The organism is Pantoea sp. FN0305 (genome assembly GCF_050113845.1).
Lineage (GTDB): Bacteria > Pseudomonadota > Gammaproteobacteria > Enterobacterales > Enterobacteriaceae > Mixta > Mixta alhagi.
On sequence record NZ_JBNJSN010000007.1, the window covers coordinates 221,380 to 242,710 of the forward strand.

The window sequence follows — 21,331 nt, forward strand, 5'->3', positions numbered from 1 at the left end:
GGCCGAATAGCGCCTAAGCCACTGGCAAAGCAGCAAATCCGCGTTATGCTGAAAAGGCAAGGTTTAAACTGTTTACCGCCGATTTACCAGAGCGAATGTTGCTGCTGAGCACCATTCACGCTGGCTGATTAGGACGGTTGGTTTATCGCATTTAATCTGCAAGGAGATAGAAAATGAAAAAACTCGCCGCAGTACTGGCCGCCTGTGCCATGACATTTACTTTAGCCGCCTGTTCCAGCAATTACGTTATGCATACCAATGATGGACGCACGATTGTTGCCGATGGTAAGCCTATGGTAGACGATGATACCGGTATGATCAGCTATAAAGATGCTCAGGGCAACGAGCAGCAGATCAACCGCTCTGATGTCAAAGAGATGGTAGAGATGGGCCAGTAATTTCAGGCAAAAAAAAGCACCGCTTATGCGGTGCTATTAAAATCACTATGGACAGACAGGGTAAATCTACAGGAATAAAAGGTAGCCAGGCTACCCGATCTGAAAAGCGTCAGATCAAATTGCAAACACAACATCACGACCACAAGCCAAAAGCCCTCTGAAATCAGTAGTTTCCTACCTATTCTGAAAACTTTTCGTTCCGGCTCAGGAAGTGCGGCAACTATAGGTATTTGCTGGAGCTTCCTCAACGGACAATTTATAATGTCTCGGATAAAAAAATCTAATACGTAACGCGGCGCTTTCGGGTTGCGTCAAAGTGTTTCAGCCAAGATTTGGAAACCATGTCAAAACGTCTTCCACCATTGAATGCCCTGCGCGTTTTTGATGCAGCAGCGCGTCATCTTAGCTTTACCAAAGCGGCTGAAGAGCTGTTTGTTACCCAGGCAGCCGTAAGCCATCAGATTAAGTCTCTGGAAGATTTTCTCGGTCTGAAGCTGTTTCGGCGGCGTAATCGTTCGTTATTATTGACCGAGGAAGGTCAAAGCTACTATCTGGATATTAAAGAGATTTTCTCGGCGCTTAATGATGCGACGCGTAAGCTGCAGGCGCGCAGCGCCAAAGGCGCGCTAACGGTAAGCCTGCTGCCGAGTTTTGCGATTCAGTGGTTGGTGCCGCGTCTCTCCAGCTTTAACTCAGCTTATCCGGGAATCGATGTGCGTATCCAGGCGGTAGACCGTGAAGAGGAGAAACTGGCCGACGATGTGGACGTGGCGATTTTTTATGGTCGCGGCAACTGGCCGGGGCTGCGTGTAGAAAAGCTATACGCTGAATATTTGTTGCCGGTTTGCTCGCCGCAGCTGCTTACTGGCGATAAGCCGTTAAAAACGCCAGCCGATTTAGAACATATGACGCTCTTGCATGATGCTTCGCGCCGCGACTGGCAATCCTATACGCGCCAGTTAGGCTTGCAGCATATTAATGTGCAGCAGGGGCCGATTTTTAGCCACAGCGCGATGGTGTTGCAGGCGGCGATTCATGGACAGGGCGTGGCGTTGGCGAACAATGTTATGGCGCAAAGTGAAATTGAGGCTGGTCGCCTGGTTTGTCCTTTTAATGATGTGCTGGTAAGTAAAAACGCTTTTTATCTGGTTTGTCATGACAGCCAGGCAGAACTGGGTAAAATAGCCGCCTTTCGACAATGGATTCTGGCAAAAGCCGCAAGCGAGCAAGAAAAATTCCGCTTCCGCTACGCCAATTAACCTGTTTATTTAACCGCGACGGAGTGACCCGGCGCGTTATGTTACGAGGATCGTTCGATGTCCAGTCGTGCAATGTTAATTTTTTCAGCCATCAGCGGATTTTTCTTTGTCGCTTTTGGCGCATTCGGTGCGCACGTCCTGAGTCAGTCTCTGGGGCCCACAGAAATGGCCTGGATTCATACCGGTCTGGATTATCAGGCCTGGCATACGCTGACCATTATCGGCCTGGCTGCGGCGATGCTTCGTCGCGCAAATATCTGGTTTTACTGGAGCAGCGCCTTTCTGGCCCTGGGCGTAGTGCTGTTTAGCGGCAGTCTTTATTGTCTGGCGCTGTCGCATTTGAAGATGTGGGTGTTTATTACGCCAGTAGGCGGCACCTGTTTTCTGATTGGTTGGATTTTAATGTTAATCGGCGCGCTGCGTCTGAAGAGAAAGGCAGATCGCCATGAATAAAGTGTTGTTGTATTGCCGTTCCGGTTTTGAGAAAGAGTGTGCGGCAGAGATTACCGATAAAGCGGCGCAACGTGAAATTTATGGTTTCGCTCGGGTAAAAGAGAATTCCGGCTATGTGCTGTTTGAGTGTTATGAAGCGGCCGAGGCCGACAAGCTGGCGCGCGAACTGCCTTTCAGCGAGCTGATTTTTGCTCGTCAGATGGTGGTGGTGGGTGAACTGCTGCGTGATCTACCGCCTGAAGATCGTATCTCCCCAGTGGCCGGGATGATAAACGGCGTGGTAGAGAAGGGCGGCGACCTTCGGGTCGAGGTGCCGGATACCAATGAAGCGAAGGAATTGCTGAAGTTTTGCCGTAAGTTTACCGTTCCGCTGCGTAGCGCGCTGCGTCAGCAGAAGAGTTTGCTGAATTACGAGAGCGCCAGCCGACCGGTGATCCATGTGTTCTTTATCGCTTCTGGTCACTGTTATGTGGGTTACTCTTATCCCAACAATAATTCGCCGTTTTTTATGGGTATACCTCGGCTTAAATTTCCTTCCGATGCACCAAGTCGTTCGACTCTCAAGCTGGAAGAGGCATTTCACGTGTTTATTCCGGCTGATGAATGGGATGAACGTTTGGCTAGCGGGATGTATGCGGTTGATCTTGGAGCCTGTCCGGGCGGCTGGACATATCAGTTAGTGAAACGCAGCATGATGGTGCATGCGGTAGATAATGGCCCGATGGCGCCTTCTTTAATGGATACCGGGCAGGTGACGCATCATCGTGAAGATGGGTTCAAATATCGTCCCACGCGCAGCAATATTAGCTGGGTAGTGTGCGATATGGTGGAAAAGCCGGTGCGCGTGGCTAATTTGATGGCGGAATGGCTGATCAACGGCTGGTGTCGCGAGGCGATTTTTAATCTGAAGCTGCCGATGAAGAAGCGCTATGAAGAAGTATCGCAGAATCTGGCGATGATTCAGGAGAAGCTGCAGGAGAATGGCATTAACGCCCAGATTCAGGCACGTCAGCTTTATCACGATCGCGAAGAGGTAACGGTGCATATTCGCCGCATTTGGGGCGCAGCGCCGGGCCGTCGCGACGAACGGTAGAACATCTTACACCAACGCTAATCCCGGGCGAATAGTATTGCTTCCGCTAAGGGATTAGCGATTAAGTTAACTACAAAAAGCTTTTAATAGATATAAGCGCAGAACCCAATGTAGTTGCGTCTGGTCTGGTTTAATATTCGCGACGGGGCTCTGGTTTGCAGGTCATAACCATTTATTAAAAGTGGTTTCCTCAGCCCCGGCAGCAGCCAGGACCGGGTTTCACTTCTGCAGGCGCAACGCCTTTAAATTACCGTTAAGATTAAGATCGGTACGCAGCGTAGCGACACGCTGGCTAATAAATGCCATCTCACGCTGTTCGATTAACTTTTTACGCCACTTATCTGGTACGGCATCAAGCTGTTGATAGAGCGTTTCCAGAGAACCAAACTGCTGTAATAACTGACTGGCGCTTTTGGGACCAATGCCTGCGACGCCGGGTATTTTGCTACTGCTGATGCCTGCCAGCCCCCAAAAATCGGGCAGCTTCTCTGGCGTAACGCCAAATTCCTGTTCAATAAAAGGTAAGTCCAGCCACCGTTTCTGAAAATAATCGCGAATGCGAATCTCAGGAGCCAACAGCTGACAATACCCTTTATCCGTTGAAACAATGGTCGCCTGATGGCCGCTTTGCGCCACCTTCACGGCCAGCGTAGCCGCCAGGTCATCGGCCTCATCACCTTCAGCGGACCAGCAGGAAACGCCCGCCTGACGAAACGCCATCTGCAGCTCGGGCATTTCTCGCTGCAAATCCTCCGGCATTGGCGGACGGCCCGCTTTATAATCGGGTAACAGCTGATGCCGCCAGCCTTCGCGACGCAGTTCATCATCAAATACCGCAACGGCATGCGTCGGCTGTGTATGGCCTAATAACTGCTGTAATGCCGCTACGCAACGATCCTGACAGGGCGAACCCTGCACGGCATGAATACGACGAATAAGATTGAGCGCATCAACAATTAATAAATGAATAGTCATAGTTAAAGGCGGGCAACCTGAAGCCGCCCGTTTGCGATTATTTAATGATTTCGTAGCACGGTATATAGGCCGTGCCCGGCAGCTTCATGCGGTGCTGAGCCACGAAGCCCTGCAGCAGATCGTCCATGCGATGCATAATGGCCGGGTCGCCATGAAGCCTGTAGGGGCCTTTCTGTCGAATCTCGCGGATACCCATCTCTTTCACGTTACCGGCAACGATACCTGAGAAGGCGCGACGTAAGGCCGCTGCCAGTTTTTCCGGCGGCTGATTAGGATAGAGATTAAGATTGGCCATGTTTTCATGCGTAGGCAGGAACGGAACCTGTAAGTCTGGCTCAATACGCAGCGACCAGTTAAAGCTGTAAGCATCACCGCTTTCACGACGGTTCTCTTTAACCTGCGGCATCGCTTTTTTCATCTGGCGCGCCACTTCGGCGGCATCGTCAATAATAATGGTGTAATAACGACGCGCCTGCTCACCTACGGTATTCACGATAAACTCATCCAGCACGCGGAAATAATCGGCGCTCTCTTTGGGCCCGGTCAGAATCAACGGCAGCACCTGATCGTTATTCTCCGGATTCATCAGAATACCCAGCAGATAAAGCAGCTCTTCCGCCGTACCGACGCCGCCCGGGAAAATGATAATGCCGTGAGCGATACGCACAAACGCTTCCAGGCGCTTTTCAATATCCGGCATGATAATCAGCTCATTGACCAGCGGGTTCGGCGGCTCGGCAGCAATAATCGATGGCTCTGTCAGACCGATAAAGCGCCCTTCACGGTAGCGCTGCTGCGCATGACCCACCGCAGCGCCTTTCATCGGCGCTTCCATTACGCCAGGTCCGCAGCCGGTACAGATATTGAGTTCGCGCAGGCCGAGTTGGGTGCCGACATTGCGGCAATATTGATATTCGGTGGCGTTAATTGAGTGCCCGCCCCAGCACACCACCATATTAGGGTTTTCGCCTACGTGCAGGGCGCGGGCGTTACGCAGGATAGAGAAAACCAGATTGGTAATATGGATGGAATTATCCAGATCGAGTTGCTGAAAGCGGCCTGCCGTTTCGAACTGACCCGTAACAAACAGAATATCGCGCAGTACGGCAAACAGGTTTGCCTGCAAAGAACGAATAATACGTCCGTCAACAAAGGCCTCTTCCGGAGGATTGATCAGTTCCAGTTTTACGCCGCGCTCGCGGCGTAGCACATTAATATCGAAGTTTTCAAAGCGGGAGAGCAGTTCATGGCTGCTGTCGGTCTGGCTACCGGAGTTAAGCACGGCGAGAGAACAGTTGCGAAACAGCTGATAGAGATCGCTGCTGGCCGTACGTTTCAGCATGTCGACTTCTAATTGCGACAGCAAATCCATTGAGCCAAGTGGGCTGATATGTGTAATCAAGTGCGCTCCTTTACACCCGCCGGGGTGACAAATGACACCGTGCCGTTACGATAACCGCACGGTGACGAGAAAATCCCTGGACGGTAGCGTATCGCTACCGCTGCTTCTCAGAGTAGCTTGCTGTACTGAAGTTCCTCAACCGATTCCTGTAACAGCGCGCAGTCCTGCGAGGAACTGCGCAATTTACTGACGCACCAGGCGCGAATGGCTGGGCGAAAAATCAGTATTGCTGCGCCATGGATTAATATCCAGTCCGCCGCGTCGCGTATAGCGGGCATATACCGACAGCGTCTCCGGCTGGCAGAAGCGCAACAGATCGTTAAAGATACGCTCCACGCACTGCTCATGGAACTCATTATGATGACGGAACGAGACCAGATAGCGTAGCAAGGCCTCACGCTTGATGCGCGGCCCGCGATAGCGAATTTGTACCGAGCCCCAGTCAGGCTGGTGAGTAATCAGACAGTTCGATTTCAACAGATGGCTGACCAGCGTCTCTTCAACGATCTCTTCGCCTTTGGCATCGGCCAGATAATCAGCGTTGAATTGATAGTCATCGATGCTGATATCCTGCTCATCAATGCAGAAACCATCGAACTGACCAATGGGTTGCCCTTCAATCTCTTGCAGGCGAAACAGCGCCACGCTGACTTCACCCTGCGCGCAGGCGCGTAAATCGCGCTCCAGCGTTTGGCGCACTTCGCCCCAGTCGGCAAAGCGTGTCTGATTAAAACTGTTAAGATAGAGTTTAAAACTTTTTGATTCGATGAGATTAACGCTATCCGCCCGCAGCACGACCTCGCCCACAGCAACCTGAGGAACGCCTTTCGCATTCAGCCACGAGAGCTCATACAATGTCCAGATATCGGCACCATGGAAGGGCAGATGAGTGGGGTAAAGACCCAAAGGCTCACGATTCAGCGAGCGGGGCACCGCCTGCAGCAAGCCAGGTTCATACCGATCCTGATATGCGGTTGGCTTGCCCAGCGTCAGGCCGGCAAGCGCTTGATGTTGTTCATAAGAAGACATAACGTAACCTCAAACCCGTCGGGGAAGACGAGTTGCGTCTTTTCCTGTGATAAAGAAACGGTAAACAAGGCTGTAAGTGTAACTCAGTCAGCCTGGAGTAAAAAAAGATGAATGATCTTATTGCCGCCGCGTTGCGGGACTTCACTCAATACTATTGCCAACGTTGGCAGCAGGATTATGGCCATCTGCCTGCCAGCGCCGAGTTATACGAAATTCCTTCGCCCTGCGTGACAGAAAATCGTGACGAACGCGTGCTGTGGCAGCCGCAGCCTTTTAGCCTGGAACCGCACCTTGCGGCGGTAGAACGGGCGCTGGAACTACAGCTACAGTCTTCGGTGGTGAGTTATTATACAACGCAATTCGCCGGAGATATGCAGGCGACGCTCGGGCAACGGCCAATCACTTTACTTCAGGTATGGAGCGAGACCGATTTTGAGCGAGTACAGGAAAATCTGATTGGGCATTTGGTCATGAAAAGGCGTTTAAAACAAACTCCAACCCTGTTTATTGCCACCACATCTTCTGATTCAGAAATTATATCGGTGTGCAATTTAACGGGTGAAGTGATCTGTGAAACACTGGGAACGCCACGACGTGAAAAACTGGCAGCGGATCTTCGGACGTTTCTTAAGGCATTACAACCGGTTACTGAGGTGAGTTAAGCGATCGACTTATCATACTGTGAGACATCTCTTACATTAGCTGTAAGAGATCGCCAGAAAAAACCACAAGAAAATTGAAAGTTTTTTTGTGAAAATAATGTAAATCATCAACTTAGTGAAATCTGCCTTTTCAGATTTTTGCCAGGCTTAACTGTTAAAGGAAAAGGTATCTTGTTTCCTGTGCTGGCTAAGGCAAACTGTACATTATCGGAAAGGGAATCCGTGGATTGGACAACGTCAGGGAAGGCGTTCATCAGGATGATGTGCCGCACAGGGAAAGGCGTTAAAGGATGGCTTCAGGACGAAGCTGAATATTCCAGGATGGAATAAAAGGACACCTCCAGGATGGAGAATGAGAGCCAGACAGGACGACTGGTGGGCCAGGAAAGCCAATGGAGTATCGCCATGAAGGCGTGTTTGTCAGGATGACAACAGGGAAAAGTTTTCATGGATGAGCAGGGAGCACCAGAGTAGCGGGACTGCTGCAAACGAACCGGGGGCACTGTTAATACAGTGCCCCCTTTTTTTATGCTGCGCGTTTTCCCGCCGCCCCGGCGATGCTATGCTTGCCGCCCTTAAAATTTCACCCGTTGTGAGGATGCCCATGCACCGTGAACATCAGGTTCGCCAGGGGTTGCTGGCGGTCGAAGCATTACTGAAAACGCATGCGCTATGGCAGAGCGAAGCGCCTGAGGCGGCTGCGTTCGACAGCACACAGCCGTTTTTCCTCGATACCATGCAGCCGCTGGAGTGGTTGCAGTGGGTCTTGATCCCCCGGATGCACGCCTTGCTCGATGCCGAGGCTGCGCTACCGCAGAATTTTGCTATCGCGCCCTATTATGAAATGGCGCTGGAAACCGGGATGCCGGGTCGGCGCGAGTTGCTGATTCACCTTAGCGCGCTTGATGCGCTGTTTATAACGGATCGTTGATGCTGGAAATTATCTATCAAGATGAGTGGCTGGTCGCGGTAAATAAACCGGCCGGATGGCTGGTGCATCGCAGCTGGCTGGATCGCAAAGAGAAAGTCGTGGTGATGCAAACGGTGCGCGATCAAATTGGGCAGCACGTATTTACCGTGCATCGCCTCGATCGTCCTACCTCCGGCGTTCTGCTGATGGGGCTTTCCAGTGAGGTTGGTCGTTTGCTGTCGCAGCAGTTTGAGCAGCACCAGATGGTAAAAACCTATCATGCCGTGGTACGTGGCTGGCTGGAGGGCGCGGAGCGGCTCGATTATCCGCTTACCGAAGAGCTGGATAAGATAGGGGATAAATATGCCTCGCCGGATAAAGGACCACAGCCGGCGGTAACCCACTGGTGCGGACTGGCAATCACGGAACAGCCGGTAGCAATTGGCCGATATCCTACTTCCCGCTACAGCCTGGTGGAGCTTCAACCTGCAACGGGACGCAAACATCAGCTGCGGCGTCATCTCTCTCATTTGCGTCACCCGATTATTGGCGATACCACCCACGGTGATTTACGTCAGAACCGCGGTGTGGCGCAGCATTTTGGCTGCGACCGCTTAATGCTGCACGCCAGCAGCCTGGCGCTGAACCATCCAGTTACCGGCGAGCCGCTTATTTTACGGGCCGGGCTCGATCATGAGTGGCAGCGTCTGATGCAGCAGTTTGGCTGGCAACACCATCTCCCTGATATTCCCAGGGTTGAGTTTGCACAGACGCCAGGCCAGGATAGAGAATCACATTAAGGGAGAAGTTTATGGCGCAGATAGGTATTTTCGTCGGAACGGTTTACGGCAATGCGTTGCTGGTCGCGGAAGAGGCGGAGCCGATCCTGCAAGAGCAGGGACATCAGGTACAGATTTTTGAAGATCCCAGCTTTAACGATTGGCAGCAGTATAGCGACAAAGTTGCGCTGATTGTTACGTCCACGACCGGGCAGGGTAATTTTCCTGACAGCATTGCCGGGCTGTATCACGACGTAAAAGATAAGCTGGGGCATCAGCCGCAGCTGCGCTATGGCGTTATCGCGCTGGGCGACAGCAGCTACGATCACTTCTGCGGCGCAGGGAAAACCTTTGACGCCCTGCTGCAGGAGCAGGGCGCAATGCGTACAGGCGATGTACTGCTGGTGGATGCGATGGAATCACCGGAGCCGGAAAGCGTGACCTCGCCCTGGGTAGAAAACTGGGGCAAGCTGCTGTAATCCCTCCCGCTTCGGTAAGCGTTGCTTTTCGCCGGTCAGGTTACCGGAGCGGGATTAAACACCGCCAGTGCATTGCGAATGCCCCAGCGGTCGGACCAGGTTTGCTGACGACCGCTGGCGATATCCAGAATCAACGTGAATAAACGCCAGCCCACCTGTTCAATGCTCTCTTCTCCGGTCGCAATAGTGCCCGCGTTAATGTCCATTAAATCGTGCCAGCGGTTAGCTAATGCGGTGCGCGTCGCCATTTTGATCACCGGAATGGCGGCCAGGCCATAGGGCGTGCCGCGTCCGGTGGTGAAAACCTGTAGCGTAATGCCGGAAGCCATCTGCTGCGTACCGCAGACAAAATCGCTGGCGGGCGTGGCGGCATAAATCAGTCCGCGTTTCGTGGGACGCTGTCCCGGCGACAGCACCTCAACAATGGCACTGCGTCCTGACTTGGCAATCGAGCCAAGCGCCTTTTCCACCACATTTGCCAGCCCACCTTTTTTATTGCCCGGCGAAGGATTGGCGCTACGATCGGTTTGGCCCTGACGCAGATATTCATCATACCAGGCCATCTCTTCCAACAGTCGCTTACCGGTTGCCTCATCTACCGCGCGCGGCGTTAATAAATGTATCGCATCACGAACCTCGGTAACTTCGGAAAACATCACCGTTGCGCCGCAGCGCACCAGCAGATCCGAGGCGTAGCCCACCGCAGGATTTGCCGTTACGCCGGAAAAAGCGTCGCTGCCTCCGCACTGCATACCCACAATCAGCTCAGAAGCGGGGCAGGTCTCTCGCTGTCGCTGGTTCAGGCGCTGCAGGTGCCGGTCCGCCACGCGCAGGATTTCCTGCACCATCGCCTCGAAGCCGACATGACGTTCATCCTGCAAACGCACAATATCTTCTTCGCCGAGGGAGATTGCCTGTACATCATCGCCGTTAGCGGCTAACAGCCGCTCCGGCTGGAGTTTCTCGCAGCCAAGGCTCACCACCATCACCTCACCGCCAAAGTTGGCGTTCAGCGCCAGGTTATGAATGGTGCGGATAGGGATAATAGCTGCTGGCGCATTGATCGCCACGCCGCAGCCGTAGAGATGATTCAGCGCCACCACGCCATTGACGTTGGGGTAACGCGGCAACAGCTCGCGCTCAATAATGTTGACCACATAATCCACTACGCCAGCCACGCAGTGTACGCTGGTGGTAATTCCCAACAGATTACGCGTGCCGACGCTGCCATCGGCGTTGCGGTAGCCTTCAAAGGTATAACCCTCCAGCGGCGGCAGCGGCTCCGGCACGCGCGTCGCCAGCGGCAAGCTTTCCAGCGGCGGCGCTTCCGGCAGCGCTACCAGCGACTCTTCAATCCAGCTGCCCTGAGCAATATCACGCAGCGCGTAGCCAATCACTTCGCCATAACGGCGAATGGTTTCGCCACGCGCAATCGCGCTGAGCGCCACCTTGTGCCCCTGAGGAACATGTTCCGTCAGGCGCAGGCCGCAGGGAAATAGGCTGCCAGCCGATAAACCGTTGTCATTCACTACGATAGCGACATTGTCGTCTTCGTGTACCCGAATGTAGCGCGGCGTCTCTTCGAATATTTTCATTGCTTCGGTATCCAGTAAATGGAAAAGGGTGGAAAGGGAGATGGCGCTGGTGAAAACCGCGTCTTAGGTTTTTGCTGTGAAAAGTATAAGAAGCGGCAACAGGGCGAGCATTATGCAAATGACCTGGTTTCTGTTTACCGTTTAATTCATTTTCAGGCTTTAGAACAAATGCAAGTGAAGAGGCTCACAAACCCAACCCGCACTCCCGCTGGCCCTCAGCCTGTCGGCCTGAAAAAAGCGATTCCGTGAGCCGTGCCGCAGCGAATTATGCAAACGCCATAAAATAAGCATTTTTCACCATCAAATATCGGGCTTTATTCCAGTGAATTGCCCCGTTGCGCTCCATATACTTTTTCCCAGCTTTGACGACTGGTGAGACAACAGCGCTGCGTAATCGATGTTTTTGCTAACAAATAATTATCGCCATGTTTAACCCAACCTCATTCTGATACTCAACGCGAAGTGTATGCAGTCAGAGTGGAAAGTAGCGTACCGCTATATTTCAGGAGTGCATCATGAATTCATACAGCCAGGCGGAAAGCGCCGTGGAAAAAAGAACCAACGCACGATACTGGATCGTTGTGATGTTGTTTATCGTCACATCTTTTAACTATGGCGACCGCGCCACGCTTTCGATTGCCGGCTCTGAGATGGCGAAAGATATTGGCCTCGATCCGGTCGGCATGGGCTATATCTTCTCGGCGTTCTCATGGGCTTATGTGATTGGCCAAATCCCCGGCGGCTGGCTGCTTGACCGTTTCGGCTCGAAGCGCGTCTATTTCTGGAGCATCTTCATCTGGTCGCTGTTTACGCTATTGCAAGGGTTTGTTGATATTTTTGAAGGATTTACCGTTATCGTTGCGCTCTTTATGCTGCGTTTTCTGGTGGGACTGGCGGAAGCGCCATCTTTCCCCGGCAACAGTCGGATCGTTGCCGCCTGGTTTCCAGCGCAGGAGCGCGGCACCGCAGTAGCGATTTTTAACTCAGCGCAATATTTCGCCACCGTTATTTTCGCGCCAATTATGGGCTGGTTAACCTCGCAGGTAGGCTGGGCGCATGTCTTCTGGTTCATGGGCGGGCTGGGCATCATCCTGAGCTTTATCTGGTTGAAGGTGATCCACGATCCTAACGATCATCCAGGCGTTAACCGGGCCGAGCTGGAATATATGGAGAAAGGCGGCGCACTGATCAATATGGATGCGAAAAAGAGCCAGGAAAAAGTCAGCGGACGTGAAAAGTGGCTCCAGATTCGTCAGCTGATCACCTCGCGGATGATGCTCGGGATCTATCTCGGTCAGTACTGTATCAACGCCCTTACCTACTTCTTTATTACCTGGTTTCCGGTTTATCTGGTGCAGGCGCGCGGTATGTCGATTCTGAAAGCGGGGTTTATCGCCTCGGTACCGGCTATCTGCGGCTTCCTTGGCGGCGTGCTTGGCGGAGTTATCTCTGACTGGCTGATGCGTAAAACCGGCTCGCTGAATATCGCCCGTAAAACGCCTATCGTTCTCGGCATGCTGCTCTCCATATCAATGGTGACCTGTAACTATGTTGATACCGAATGGGTCGTGGTGTTCTTTATGGCGTTGGCTTTCTTCGGTAAAGGCATCGGCGCGCTCGGCTGGGCGGTCATGGCAGATACCGCTCCTAAAGAGATGAGCGGCCTCAGCGGCGGCCTGTTCAATATGTTTGGCAATATTTCCGGCATCGTTACCCCTATCGCTATTGGCTACATCATCGCCACCACCGGTTCTTATAACGGCGCGCTGATCTATGTGGGGATCCATGCTTTCATTGCGGTGCTGAGCTACCTGGTATTGGTGGGTGACATCAAACGCATTGAGCTGAAAAAAGTAGCGTAAGGAGAGGCGATGAATACGCAAAGCACGCCCGTCATTACCGATATGAAAGTGATTCCGGTCGCCGGTCATGACAGTATGCTGCTCAATATCGGCGGGGCGCACAGCGCTTACTTTACCCGCAATATCGTGGTGTTAACCGATAGCGCCGGGCATACCGGCCTGGGTGAGGCACCAGGCGGGGAAACCATCTTACAGACGCTAACCGAGGCGATCCCGCAGGTGGTTGGGCATGAAGTCGGCCGCATGAACCGGCTGGTACAGCAGGTGCATAAAGGTAATCAGCATGCTGATTTCGATACCTTCGGCAAAGGTGCCTGGACATTTGAACTGCGGGTCAATGCGGTGGCCGCGCTGGAGGCTGCTCTGCTCGATCTGCTGGGCCAGTGCCTGAATGTGCCGGTAGCCGAGCTGCTTGGGCCAGGCAAACAGCGCGATGAGGTCACGGTGCTGGGCTACCTGTTTTATATCGGCGACCGGCAGAAAACCGATCTGCCTTACCTGAGCGGCGAACGGGCAACACATGAGTGGTATCACCTGCGCCATCAACAGGCGCTGGATAGCGCGGCGGTGGTTCGGCTGGCGGAAGCGGCCCAGGATCGTTACGGCTTTAAAGATTTCAAATTAAAAGGGGGCGTGCTGCCGGGCGAAGAGGAAATAGAGACTGCGCGTGCGCTGAAAAAACGCTTCCCGGACGCGCGGATTACCGTTGACCCTAACGGTGCCTGGATGCTGGATGAAGCGATCGCCCTTTGCAAAGGGCTGCAGGATGTTCTCAGCTATGCCGAAGACCCTTGCGGAGCGGAACAGGGATATTCCGGGCGAGAGGTGATGGCGGAGTTTCGCCGCGCCACCGGCCTGCCGGTCGCGACGAATATGATCGCCACCAACTGGCGTGAAATGCAGCACGCCATCATGCTGAACGCGGTGGATATTCCGCTGGCCGATCCGCATTTCTGGACTTTAAGCGGCGCGGTGCGCGTTGCGCAGCTCTGCGACGACTGGGGCCTGACCTGGGGCTGCCATTCCAACAATCATTTCGATATTTCTCTGGCGATGTTTACCCACGTCGGCGCGGCCGCGCCGGGTAAGCCGACCGCCATCGACACTCACTGGATCTGGCAGGAAGGCGATCGGCATTTGACCAAAGCGCCATTGCAGATCCGTCACGGCAAAATTGCCGTGCCCGATAAGCCCGGACTGGGTATTGAGCTGGACTGGGAACGCCTGCAACAGGCGCACGAGCTGTACAAAACCTTGCCGGGCGGCGCGCGGAACGATGCAACCGCGATGCAATATCTTATTCCCGGCTGGACTTTCGATCGCAAGCGCCCGGCGTTCGGGCGCAGCAAAGCATAAGGAATCGACCATGAGCCAACAGAACGCCACGCCGAGAATTACCGCTATGCAGGTCATCCCCGTTGCCGGTCACGACAGTATGCTGCTCAACCTGAGCGGGGCGCACGCGCCTTTTTTTACCCGCAATATTGTCATCATCAAGGATAACGCTGGCCATACCGGCGTAGGTGAAATTCCCGGCGGCGAGAAAATCCGCCAGACACTGGAAGAGGCCGCGGCTCTGCTTATCGGCCATACGCTGGGCGAATATAAAAACCTGCTCAGTCTGGTGCGCACCACCTTTGCCGATCGCGACGCCAGCGGACGCGGTACGCAAACTTTTGACCTGCGCACCACCATTCATGTGGTTACCGGTATTGAAGCCGCGCTGCTTGATCTGCTGGGGCAGTTCCTTGGCGTTAATGTTGCCAGCCTGTTGGGTGAAGGGCAGCAGCGCGATCGGGTTGAGATGCTCGGCTATCTGTTTTACGTGGGCGATCGCCGCAAAACGACGCTGCCCTACCAGAGTGAGCCGGATGCCAGTTGCGACTGGTATCGCCTGCGTCATGAGGAGGCGCTGACGCCGGAAACGGTCGTCAGGCTGGCCGAGGCGGCGTATGAGAAATATGGCTTCAACGATTTCAAACTAAAGGGCGGGGTGCTGGCAGGCAGCGAAGAGGCGGAAGCGGTAACCGCGCTGGCGCAGCGTTTTCCGGAGGCGCGCATTACGCTTGATCCCAACGGCGCCTGGTCGCTGGAAGAGGCGATTAAGCTGGGTAAACAGCTGCGCAACGTACTGGCCTATGCGGAAGATCCGTGCGGTGCCGAGCAGGGTTATTCAGGACGTGAAGTGATGGCGGAGTTCCGTCGCGCCACTGGTCTGCCGACCGCCACCAATATGATCGCCACCGACTGGCGTCAGATGGGGCATACCCTGTCGCTGCAGTCGGTGGATATCCCGCTGGCCGACCCGCATTTCTGGACCATGCAAGGCTCGGTGCGCGTGGCGCAAATGTGTCATGAGTTCGGCCTGACCTGGGGTTCCCACTCCAATAATCATTTCGATATTTCGCTGGCGATGTTTACCCACGTTGCCGCCGCCGCGCCAGGCAAGATTACCGCCATCGATACGCACTGGATCTGGCAGGAAGGCAACCAGCGCCTGACGAAGCAGCCGCTGGAGATCAAGGGCGGCATGGTGCAGGTGCCGCAGAAGCCAGGGCTGGGCGTTGAGCTGGATATGGATCAGGTAATGAAAGCCAATGCGCTTTATCAACAGCATGGGCTGGGCGCGCGCGATGATGCGCAGGCAATGCAGTTCCTGGTGCCGAACTGGCGCTTTGATAACAAACGTCCGTGTCTGGTGCGCTAAGCGCGCTTAACCGAGAGGAAACAACATGTCCTGGTCCAACTATTTTCGTCAACGTCTGCTAAGCGGCGAAACGCTGATCGGCAGCTGGTGTTCGCTGGCAAATCCTATTACCACAGAGGTTCTTGGCCTGGCGGGTTTCGACTGGCTGGTGCTGGACGGCGAACATGCGCCGAACGATATCACCACCTTTGTACCGCAGCTGATGGCGCTTAAAGGCAGTCCCAGCGCGGCGGTGGTTCGTCCGCCCTGCAATGAGCCGGTGATTATCAAACGCCTGCTGGATATTGGCTTTTATAATTTTTTGATCCCGTTTGTGGAAAGCGAAGAGGAAGCCGCACTGGCGGTGGCCTCAACGCGCTATCCGCCCGCCGGTATTCGCGGCGTCTCGGTTTCGCATCGCAGCAACATGTACGGCACGCTGCCGGACTACAACCTCGATATCAACAGTAATGTCAGCGTGCTGGTGCAAATTGAGAGCCAGCAGGGCGTGGAAAATCTCGACAGCATTGCGAATGTTGATGGCGTGGACGGCATTTTTGTCGGCCCGGGCGATCTTTCCGCTGCGCTCGGCTATCTGGGGCAGCCTGCCCATCCTGAAGTGTTAAAAGTTATTCAGCATATCTTTGCGCGGGCGAAAGCCGCAGGCAAACCGAGCGGCATTCTGGCCCCGGTCGAGGCTGACGCGCGCCGCTATCTGGAATGGGGTGCAACCTTTGTTGCCGTGGGAAGCGATCTGGGCGTGTTCCGTAACGCCACGCAGGCGCTTTGCGATCGTTTTAAAAAATAGCTTAACAAGGGGAATAGCAATGAAAGTGGGATTTATTGGTCTGGGCATTATGGGCAAACCCATGAGCAAAAACCTGCTGAAAGCGGGTTATACGCTGGTGGTTCGTGATTCCAATACGCAAAACGAGGCGGAGCTGGTTGAGCTGGGCGCCACCACGGCGAAAACGCCGAAGGAGGTTGCCGAACAGTGCGATGTCATCATTACCATGCTGCCAAACTCGCCGCACGTTAAAGAGGTGGCGCTGGGCGAAAATGGCATCATCGAGGGGGCGAAACCCGGCACGGTACTGATTGATATGAGCTCGATTGCGCCGCTGGCCAGCCGCGAAATTCATCAGGCGCTGACGGCAAAAGGCATCAGCATGCTGGATGCGCCGGTGAGCGGCGGCGAACCCAAAGCGATCGATGGCACGCTGTCGGTGATGGTGGGCGGCGACAAAGCGGTTTTCGACCGTTATTACGATCTGATGAAAGCGATGGCCGGTTCGGTTGTGCATACCGGTGATATCGGCGCAGGCAACGTGACCAAACTGGCGAACCAGGTCATTGTCGCGCTGAATATTGCCGCGATGTCAGAAGCGCTCTCGCTGGCGACCAAAGCGGGCGTTAACCCGGATCTGGTTTATCAGGCTATCCGTGGCGGGCTGGCAGGCAGCACGGTGCTGGATGCCAAAGCGCCAATGGTGATGGATCGTAACTTCAAACCGGGTTTCCGTATCGACCTGCATATTAAAGATCTCAGTAATGCGCTGGATACCTCGCATGGGGTTGGCGCGCAGTTGCCGTTAACGGCCGCCGTCATGGAAATGATGCAGGCGTTAAAAGCAGATGGCATGGGCACCTCCGATCACAGTGCGCTGGCCTGCTATTATGAAAAGTTAGCGAAGGTTGAAATTTCACGCTAGCCATCCGCACCGGTTACAGAGCCGGTCAGGCTGACCGGCTTCGTTTTCTGGCTGCGGCCAGCTCAACAGCGCTCGGACTACTTATGAAAATCGTTATCGCACCGGATTCGTATAAAGAGAGTTTATCCGCCCTGCAGGTCGCTTCGGAGATTGAAAACGGCTTTCGGGCAATCTTTCCCGATGCTGAATATGTCAAACTGCCGGTGGCGGATGGCGGTGAAGGCACCGTAGAGGCGATGGTAGCGGCCACGCAGGGTAAAATTGTCAGGTTACGGGTTACCGGTCCTTTAGGGGAGCCGGTTGATGCTTTTTATGGTTTGTCTGGCGATGAAAGCTGCGCGTTTATTGAGATGGCCGCAGCCAGTGGCCTTGAGCTGGTGCCGCCCGCGCAGCGCGATCCGCTGGTCACCACCTCCTGGGGCACCGGTGAGCTTATCGCTAACGCACTGGATCGCGGCGTACAACATTTTATTATCGGCATCGGCGGCAGTGCGACAAACGATGGCGGCGCCGGGATGGTGCAGGCGCTGGGAGCCAGGCTGCTTAACGCGCAGGATGAGCAGATTGGTTACGGCGGCGGAGCGTTACCGCAGCTGGCGCGCATTGATATCAGCCAGCTCGATCCGCGCCTGCGTCAGTGCCGCTTTGAGGTGGCCTGCGATGTTACCAACCCGCTCACGGGCGATGAAGGGGCTTCGGCGATTTTTGGTCCGCAGAAAGGTGCAACGCCAGCGTTAGTTACCCAGCTTGATAGCGCGTTGGCGCACTACGCGGGCATTATTCAGCGCGATCTCGATATTGACGTGCTGCATATCCCCGGCGGCGGCGCGGCGGGGGGAATGGGCGCGGCCCTGCATGCGTTTTGCCAGGCAGAACTGCGGCGCGGAATCGAAATCGTTACCGAAGCGTTGGGGCTGGATGAGTTAGTCAAAGATGCCACGCTGGTGATCACCGGCGAAGGCCGTATCGACAGTCAAACCGTTCACGGCAAAGTGCCCATTGGCGTGGCAAAAGTCGCGAAGCGCTACAACAAGCCGGTAATTGGTATTGCCGGTAGCCTGACGGCAGATGTTGGCGTGGTTCACCAGCATGGCCTGGACGCGGTTTACAGCGTGATCTATTCCATCTGTACGCTGGAAGATGCGCTGAATAACGCGGCGCAAAACGTACGTATGACGGCACGCAATATCGCCGCAACCCTGAAAATCGGTCAGGCTTTTAATCAGGACTGACTCAAAATGTGGCGCGCCTCCTGCGCCACATTTTCCATCTCATCCAGCAGCTCCAGCAGCTCAGGTTCCAGCGCCATCACTTCGCCATCCAGCCGCAGGCTATGTTCAATCTGTCGGCACAGCTGTTTCATGCGCGGTACGCCGCTGTAGCTGGCGCTGCCGTGCAGTTTATGGATGATTTCCCGCAGCCCATTCTGACGGTTTTCCACCAGGCTCTGCTCGATTTTCTCCTGCACCTCCGGCAGAAAATCAAGCAGCATTTTCAGCAGGTCGCGTGCCAGATCGGGTTTGTTGGCCGCCTGACGCAGCGCCAGCTGCCAGTCAAGGGAGGCTGGAATTGCAGGCGCTTCCGGCACGCCCGGCAGAAGCGTTGGAGAGTAGCGCGCCAGCAGGTGACTGAGTTTCACCTCATCAATCGGCTTGGCAAGATAATCATTCATTCCCGCTTTGATTAAATGTTCGCGCTCGCCATCAATGGCATGGGCAGTCACTGCGATAATCGGCGTATTGGCATGCTGGGGCAGCTCACGAATCAGCTCGCTGGCACGAATGCCGTCGATTTCCGGCATCTGAATATCCATCAGAATAATATCCAGCGCCTGCTGACGGGCGACCTCAATCGCTTTTTCGCCGCTGTCGCACAGCACAATATTTTCCACCTGCTCCTCCAGCAGCGCGCCAATCAGCTTGAGGTTGGCGGGATTGTCATCAACCGCCATGACCGCCAACGGCAGACGCGCGCGGGCGGGCAGGTCATAGCGTTTGCGCGCCTGCAAATCGAGCATCACCGGCAGCAGCCGCGTGCGGGTTACCGGCTTGCATAAACAGGCATCGATACCGTGTGTTTTTAACTGCTCCGCCTGCAATAACATCTGGCTGGAGAGGGCCATAATTACGCAGTCGGCGCGTGCCTTCAGGCTGTTAATAAAAGCCTGTGATAGCACGCTGTCGCTGCTTTGGCAGACAGGCAAACCGATCAGCAGCATATCGTAACGCGTCTCGGTAAGGCCTTCGAGCGTCAGGCTGTAGCTGACCGTAAGCGGCATGGCGCTCAAAATATCCAGCGCCGCCTGCGCTGCGGCCGGATTCGCCTCAACATAGGCAAGACGCTTGCCGCGCAGCCCATCCAGCGCGCGAGGATCGCTGGCGGCGTTTGGATTCAGCGCCAGGCTGACATGGAACCAGAATGTCGACCCCTGGCCCAGACGGCTGTGAAAAGCGATATCGCCGCCCATCTCTTTCACCAGCTTCTGGGTAATAACCAGCCCAAGACCGGTTCCGCCGTGACGCCGGGAAATACTGGCATCGGCCTGACGAAAAGCCTCAAACAGCTGCGACTGCTGTTTCTCAGCAATGCCAATACCGGTATCGTGTACCTGCACTTCCAGCTCGACGCTGCTATTGCTTAAGCCGCGCTTTTCCACACGAATATCAATATTGCCGCGTTCAGTAAACTTCACCGCGTTACCGATCAGGTTGGTTAAAATCTGCTGCAGGCGCAGCGGATCGCCAATCACATTATCCGGCACCTCGCCCTGAACATTAATCGTCAGCTCCAGTCCTTTATCATGGGCGGAAGGCGCCAGCAGCACCAGCGTCTCATCCAGCGTGGCGCGCAGCGGGAACGGAATTGTTTCCAGCACCAGCTTCCCGGCCTCCAGCTTCGAGAAATCCAGCACGTCATTGATGATGCTAAGCAGGTTATTAGCCGAGCGTTCGATGGTATGCAGGTAGTCGCGCTGCGTGGAGGTGAGCGGTGTTTTTAAGGTCTGACGCGTAAAGCCGATAACGCCGTTAAGCGGCGTGCGCAGCTCGTGCGACATATTGGCAAGGAATTCTGATTTGATGCGGGCCGCCTCCTGTGCCCGGCGCTTGGCCAAATCCAGCTCAACGTTCTGGATTTCCATCTGCTCCAGCGTTTCACGCAGGTCAGAGGTCGCCTGATCGATATTCTGCTGCATCTCTTCATGGTAGGCAGTCAAAGACATCGCCATGGCGTTAATGCCGTTTTTCAGCATATCCAGTTCGCCAAGCATATAGCCTTCAACGCGGCTATCGAGCTGACCGCGACGAATACGATCCACCGTGCTGACCATATTGCGTATCGGACCGGTAACGTCGCGCATCAGGCGATAGGCGAACATCATGGCGATACAGAGACAAAACAGCAGCAGCAGCGTAGAGACAAACACTTCTTTATATTGCTGAAGCCTGACCGACTGCAGATCCAGCTCAATCGCCACGTAGCCCAGCGGATTACCTGTAGGCTTAACGTCCCGCCCAGGCGATTCATCCGGATAGTAATTTTCTGATACCACCGGCGTGCGCAGAACAATGACATTACCGAGGCGTTCTATCGTTGTCAGTTTAGGTGGCTTAGCGCCGCCTGACAGGCGCAGCAGTTCCTGATTCAGGTGATAGTTAGAGGTAACAAATATCTGATGATTGTTATCAAATACCGTAATGGCGCGCACGATATCGGAATGACGGCGATGCAAAAGGCTCACCAGCTGACGTACTGATTCGCGGCTGTGAAAGGTCATGCCATATTCACTGGAAACCGCCAACGGTTCGATGATATTTGCCCCGGCATCCACTAACTGGCGTTGTAGCTCGTTATAGCGATGCACCACAAAAAAAGTACTGAGCAGCAGACCAATCATTAAGGTCGGGGCCAGTATTAAAATCATCATCCTTGCCCGCAGGCTGTATTTGGTCATGATAGTCCGGTATGAGACAATTACGCTGGGCAGTAACGCCGTCAGTCAGGCGTAACTTCGCATAGCAATTATTCAGAGATTTTAT

The 21,331-nt window shown here is 54.4% G+C and carries 20 protein-coding genes; 15 read left to right on the forward strand and 5 right to left on the reverse strand.

The genetic code is table 11. The features are described from left to right. The first annotated feature begins 173 nt into the window (after nt 1-173). From ACQE3Y_RS15335 to rlmM, 4 genes are all read left to right on the forward strand, one after another. Nucleotides 174-398 (forward strand): YgdI/YgdR family lipoprotein, encoded by a 225-nt coding sequence (locus ACQE3Y_RS15335; protein WP_426973668.1) that lies wholly within the window; start codon nt 174-176, stop codon nt 396-398. Nucleotides 399-739: 341 nt separating this feature from the next. Next, the gene (gene gcvA, locus ACQE3Y_RS15340) at nt 740-1,657 is read left to right on the forward strand and encodes a glycine cleavage system transcriptional regulator GcvA (RefSeq protein ID WP_085070366.1); all 918 of its coding nucleotides are present in this window, start codon (nt 740-742) and stop codon (nt 1,655-1,657) included. A gap of 57 nt (nt 1,658-1,714) precedes the next feature. Then, the gene (locus ACQE3Y_RS15345; RefSeq protein WP_250650766.1) at nt 1,715-2,110 is read left to right on the forward strand and encodes a DUF423 domain-containing protein; all 396 of its coding nucleotides are present in this window, start codon (nt 1,715-1,717) and stop codon (nt 2,108-2,110) included. Beyond that, nucleotides 2,103-3,203, forward strand: coding sequence for a 23S rRNA (cytidine(2498)-2'-O)-methyltransferase RlmM (rlmM, locus tag ACQE3Y_RS15350; protein WP_426982022.1), 1,101 nt, complete (start codon nt 2,103-2,105; stop codon nt 3,201-3,203). The genes ACQE3Y_RS15345 and rlmM overlap by 8 nt, the downstream gene beginning before the upstream one ends. A 219-nt stretch (nt 3,204-3,422) precedes the next feature. Here the strand turns inward: rlmM and xni are convergent, their stop codons facing one another. The 3 genes from xni to queF all read right to left on the reverse strand — a co-directional run bounded on the left by xni (nt 3,423) and on the right by queF (nt 6,609). Further along, nucleotides 3,423-4,178, reverse strand: coding sequence for a flap endonuclease Xni (gene xni, locus ACQE3Y_RS15355; protein WP_426973672.1), 756 nt, complete (start codon nt 4,176-4,178; stop codon nt 3,423-3,425). 37 nt (nt 4,179-4,215) lie between these two features. Next, on the reverse strand, nt 4,216-5,580 hold the full coding sequence (gene ppnN, locus ACQE3Y_RS15360) for a nucleotide 5'-monophosphate nucleosidase PpnN (protein WP_250650762.1): 1,365 nt from the start codon (nt 5,578-5,580) through the stop codon (nt 4,216-4,218). A 183-nt stretch (nt 5,581-5,763) separates the two neighbouring features. After that, complete coding sequence (gene queF / locus ACQE3Y_RS15365; RefSeq protein ID WP_085070376.1) at nt 5,764-6,609, reverse strand: NADPH-dependent 7-cyano-7-deazaguanine reductase QueF; 846 nt, start codon at nt 6,607-6,609, stop codon at nt 5,764-5,766. A 107-nt stretch (nt 6,610-6,716) separates the two neighbouring features. On the opposite strand from queF, the gene syd reads away from it, so the two are divergent. The 4 genes from syd to ACQE3Y_RS15385 all read left to right on the forward strand — a co-directional run bounded on the left by syd (nt 6,717) and on the right by ACQE3Y_RS15385 (nt 9,439). Next, nucleotides 6,717-7,271, forward strand: a complete 555-nt coding sequence (gene syd / locus ACQE3Y_RS15370) for a SecY-interacting protein (protein ID WP_426973675.1) — start codon at nt 6,717-6,719, stop codon at nt 7,269-7,271. A 604-nt stretch (nt 7,272-7,875) separates the two neighbouring features. Further along, nucleotides 7,876-8,202 (forward strand): YqcC family protein, encoded by a 327-nt coding sequence (locus ACQE3Y_RS15375; RefSeq protein ID WP_250650759.1) that lies wholly within the window; start codon nt 7,876-7,878, stop codon nt 8,200-8,202. Next, a complete protein-coding gene (gene truC / locus ACQE3Y_RS15380) occupies nt 8,202-8,981 on the forward strand; it encodes a tRNA pseudouridine(65) synthase TruC (protein WP_426973677.1) in 780 nt (259 codons plus the stop codon). The genes ACQE3Y_RS15375 and truC overlap by 1 nt, the downstream gene beginning before the upstream one ends. Before the next feature lie 11 nt (nt 8,982-8,992). Beyond that, a complete protein-coding gene (locus ACQE3Y_RS15385) occupies nt 8,993-9,439 on the forward strand; it encodes a flavodoxin (protein WP_426973679.1) in 447 nt (148 codons plus the stop codon). A 35-nt stretch (nt 9,440-9,474) separates the two neighbouring features. Here the strand turns inward: ACQE3Y_RS15385 and garD are convergent, their stop codons facing one another. Beyond that, nucleotides 9,475-11,034: a galactarate dehydratase gene (gene garD / locus ACQE3Y_RS15390; protein ID WP_426982023.1), complete on the reverse strand. Its 1,560-nt coding sequence runs from the start codon at nt 11,032-11,034 to the stop codon at nt 9,475-9,477. 18 nt (nt 11,035-11,052) lie between these two features. On the opposite strand from garD, the gene ACQE3Y_RS15395 reads away from it, so the two are divergent. The 7 genes from ACQE3Y_RS15395 to ACQE3Y_RS15425 all read left to right on the forward strand — a co-directional run bounded on the left by ACQE3Y_RS15395 (nt 11,053) and on the right by ACQE3Y_RS15425 (nt 18,526). Then, nucleotides 11,053-11,283 (forward strand): hypothetical protein, encoded by a 231-nt coding sequence (locus ACQE3Y_RS15395; RefSeq protein WP_426973680.1) that lies wholly within the window; start codon nt 11,053-11,055, stop codon nt 11,281-11,283. Between the two features lie 266 nt (nt 11,284-11,549). After that, nucleotides 11,550-12,896 (forward strand): MFS transporter, encoded by a 1,347-nt coding sequence (locus ACQE3Y_RS15400; protein WP_426973681.1) that lies wholly within the window; start codon nt 11,550-11,552, stop codon nt 12,894-12,896. A gap of 9 nt (nt 12,897-12,905) precedes the next feature. After that, nucleotides 12,906-14,252, forward strand: coding sequence for an enolase C-terminal domain-like protein (locus ACQE3Y_RS15405; protein WP_085070390.1), 1,347 nt, complete (start codon nt 12,906-12,908; stop codon nt 14,250-14,252). Nucleotides 14,253-14,262: 10 nt separating this feature from the next. Further along, a complete protein-coding gene (gene gudD / locus ACQE3Y_RS15410) occupies nt 14,263-15,603 on the forward strand; it encodes a glucarate dehydratase (protein WP_426973684.1) in 1,341 nt (446 codons plus the stop codon). Nucleotides 15,604-15,628: 25 nt separating this feature from the next. After that, nucleotides 15,629-16,390, forward strand: a complete 762-nt coding sequence (garL, locus tag ACQE3Y_RS15415) for a 2-dehydro-3-deoxyglucarate aldolase (protein WP_426973685.1) — start codon at nt 15,629-15,631, stop codon at nt 16,388-16,390. Between the two features lie 13 nt (nt 16,391-16,403). Beyond that, the gene (gene garR, locus ACQE3Y_RS15420) at nt 16,404-17,294 is read left to right on the forward strand and encodes a 2-hydroxy-3-oxopropionate reductase (RefSeq protein WP_085072294.1); all 891 of its coding nucleotides are present in this window, start codon (nt 16,404-16,406) and stop codon (nt 17,292-17,294) included. Between the two features lie 83 nt (nt 17,295-17,377). Then, complete coding sequence (locus tag ACQE3Y_RS15425; protein WP_426973687.1) at nt 17,378-18,526, forward strand: glycerate kinase; 1,149 nt, start codon at nt 17,378-17,380, stop codon at nt 18,524-18,526. Here the strand turns inward: ACQE3Y_RS15425 and barA are convergent. After that, entirely contained in the window at nt 18,517-21,246 is a 2,730-nt protein-coding gene (gene barA / locus ACQE3Y_RS15430; RefSeq protein ID WP_426973688.1) for a two-component sensor histidine kinase BarA, read from the reverse strand. The two genes, ACQE3Y_RS15425 and barA, sit on opposite strands and share 10 nt — an antisense overlap. Between the last annotated feature and the right edge of the window lie 85 nt (nt 21,247-21,331).

Excerpts from the sequence above, each read along its gene's own strand:
- xni (WP_426973672.1), bottom strand. The coding sequence starts at position 4,178 with ATGACTATTCATTTATTAATTGTTGATGCGCTCAATCTTATTCGTCGT.
- gcvA (WP_085070366.1), top strand. The coding sequence starts at position 740 with ATGTCAAAACGTCTTCCACCATTGAATGCCCTGCGCGTTTTTGATGCA.
- garD (WP_426982023.1), bottom strand. The coding sequence starts at position 11,034 with ATGAAAATATTCGAAGAGACGCCGCGCTACATTCGGGTACACGAAGAC.
- ACQE3Y_RS15405 (WP_085070390.1), top strand. The coding sequence starts at position 12,906 with ATGAATACGCAAAGCACGCCCGTCATTACCGATATGAAAGTGATTCCG.
- ACQE3Y_RS15375 (WP_250650759.1), top strand. The coding sequence starts at position 7,876 with ATGCACCGTGAACATCAGGTTCGCCAGGGGTTGCTGGCGGTCGAAGCA.
- ACQE3Y_RS15335 (WP_426973668.1), top strand. The coding sequence starts at position 174 with ATGAAAAAACTCGCCGCAGTACTGGCCGCCTGTGCCATGACATTTACT.
- rlmM (WP_426982022.1), top strand. The coding sequence starts at position 2,103 with ATGAATAAAGTGTTGTTGTATTGCCGTTCCGGTTTTGAGAAAGAGTGT.
- barA (WP_426973688.1), bottom strand. The coding sequence starts at position 21,246 with ATGACCAAATACAGCCTGCGGGCAAGGATGATGATTTTAATACTGGCC.
- queF (WP_085070376.1), bottom strand. The coding sequence starts at position 6,609 with ATGTCTTCTTATGAACAACATCAAGCGCTTGCCGGCCTGACGCTGGGC.
- syd (WP_426973675.1), top strand. The coding sequence starts at position 6,717 with ATGAATGATCTTATTGCCGCCGCGTTGCGGGACTTCACTCAATACTAT.
- ACQE3Y_RS15395 (WP_426973680.1), top strand. The coding sequence starts at position 11,053 with ATGGAAAAGGGTGGAAAGGGAGATGGCGCTGGTGAAAACCGCGTCTTA.
- ACQE3Y_RS15385 (WP_426973679.1), top strand. The coding sequence starts at position 8,993 with ATGGCGCAGATAGGTATTTTCGTCGGAACGGTTTACGGCAATGCGTTG.
- ACQE3Y_RS15400 (WP_426973681.1), top strand. The coding sequence starts at position 11,550 with ATGAATTCATACAGCCAGGCGGAAAGCGCCGTGGAAAAAAGAACCAAC.
- ACQE3Y_RS15425 (WP_426973687.1), top strand. The coding sequence starts at position 17,378 with ATGAAAATCGTTATCGCACCGGATTCGTATAAAGAGAGTTTATCCGCC.
- gudD (WP_426973684.1), top strand. The coding sequence starts at position 14,263 with ATGAGCCAACAGAACGCCACGCCGAGAATTACCGCTATGCAGGTCATC.
- ACQE3Y_RS15345 (WP_250650766.1), top strand. The coding sequence starts at position 1,715 with ATGTCCAGTCGTGCAATGTTAATTTTTTCAGCCATCAGCGGATTTTTC.
- truC (WP_426973677.1), top strand. The coding sequence starts at position 8,202 with ATGCTGGAAATTATCTATCAAGATGAGTGGCTGGTCGCGGTAAATAAA.
- garL (WP_426973685.1), top strand. The coding sequence starts at position 15,629 with ATGTCCTGGTCCAACTATTTTCGTCAACGTCTGCTAAGCGGCGAAACG.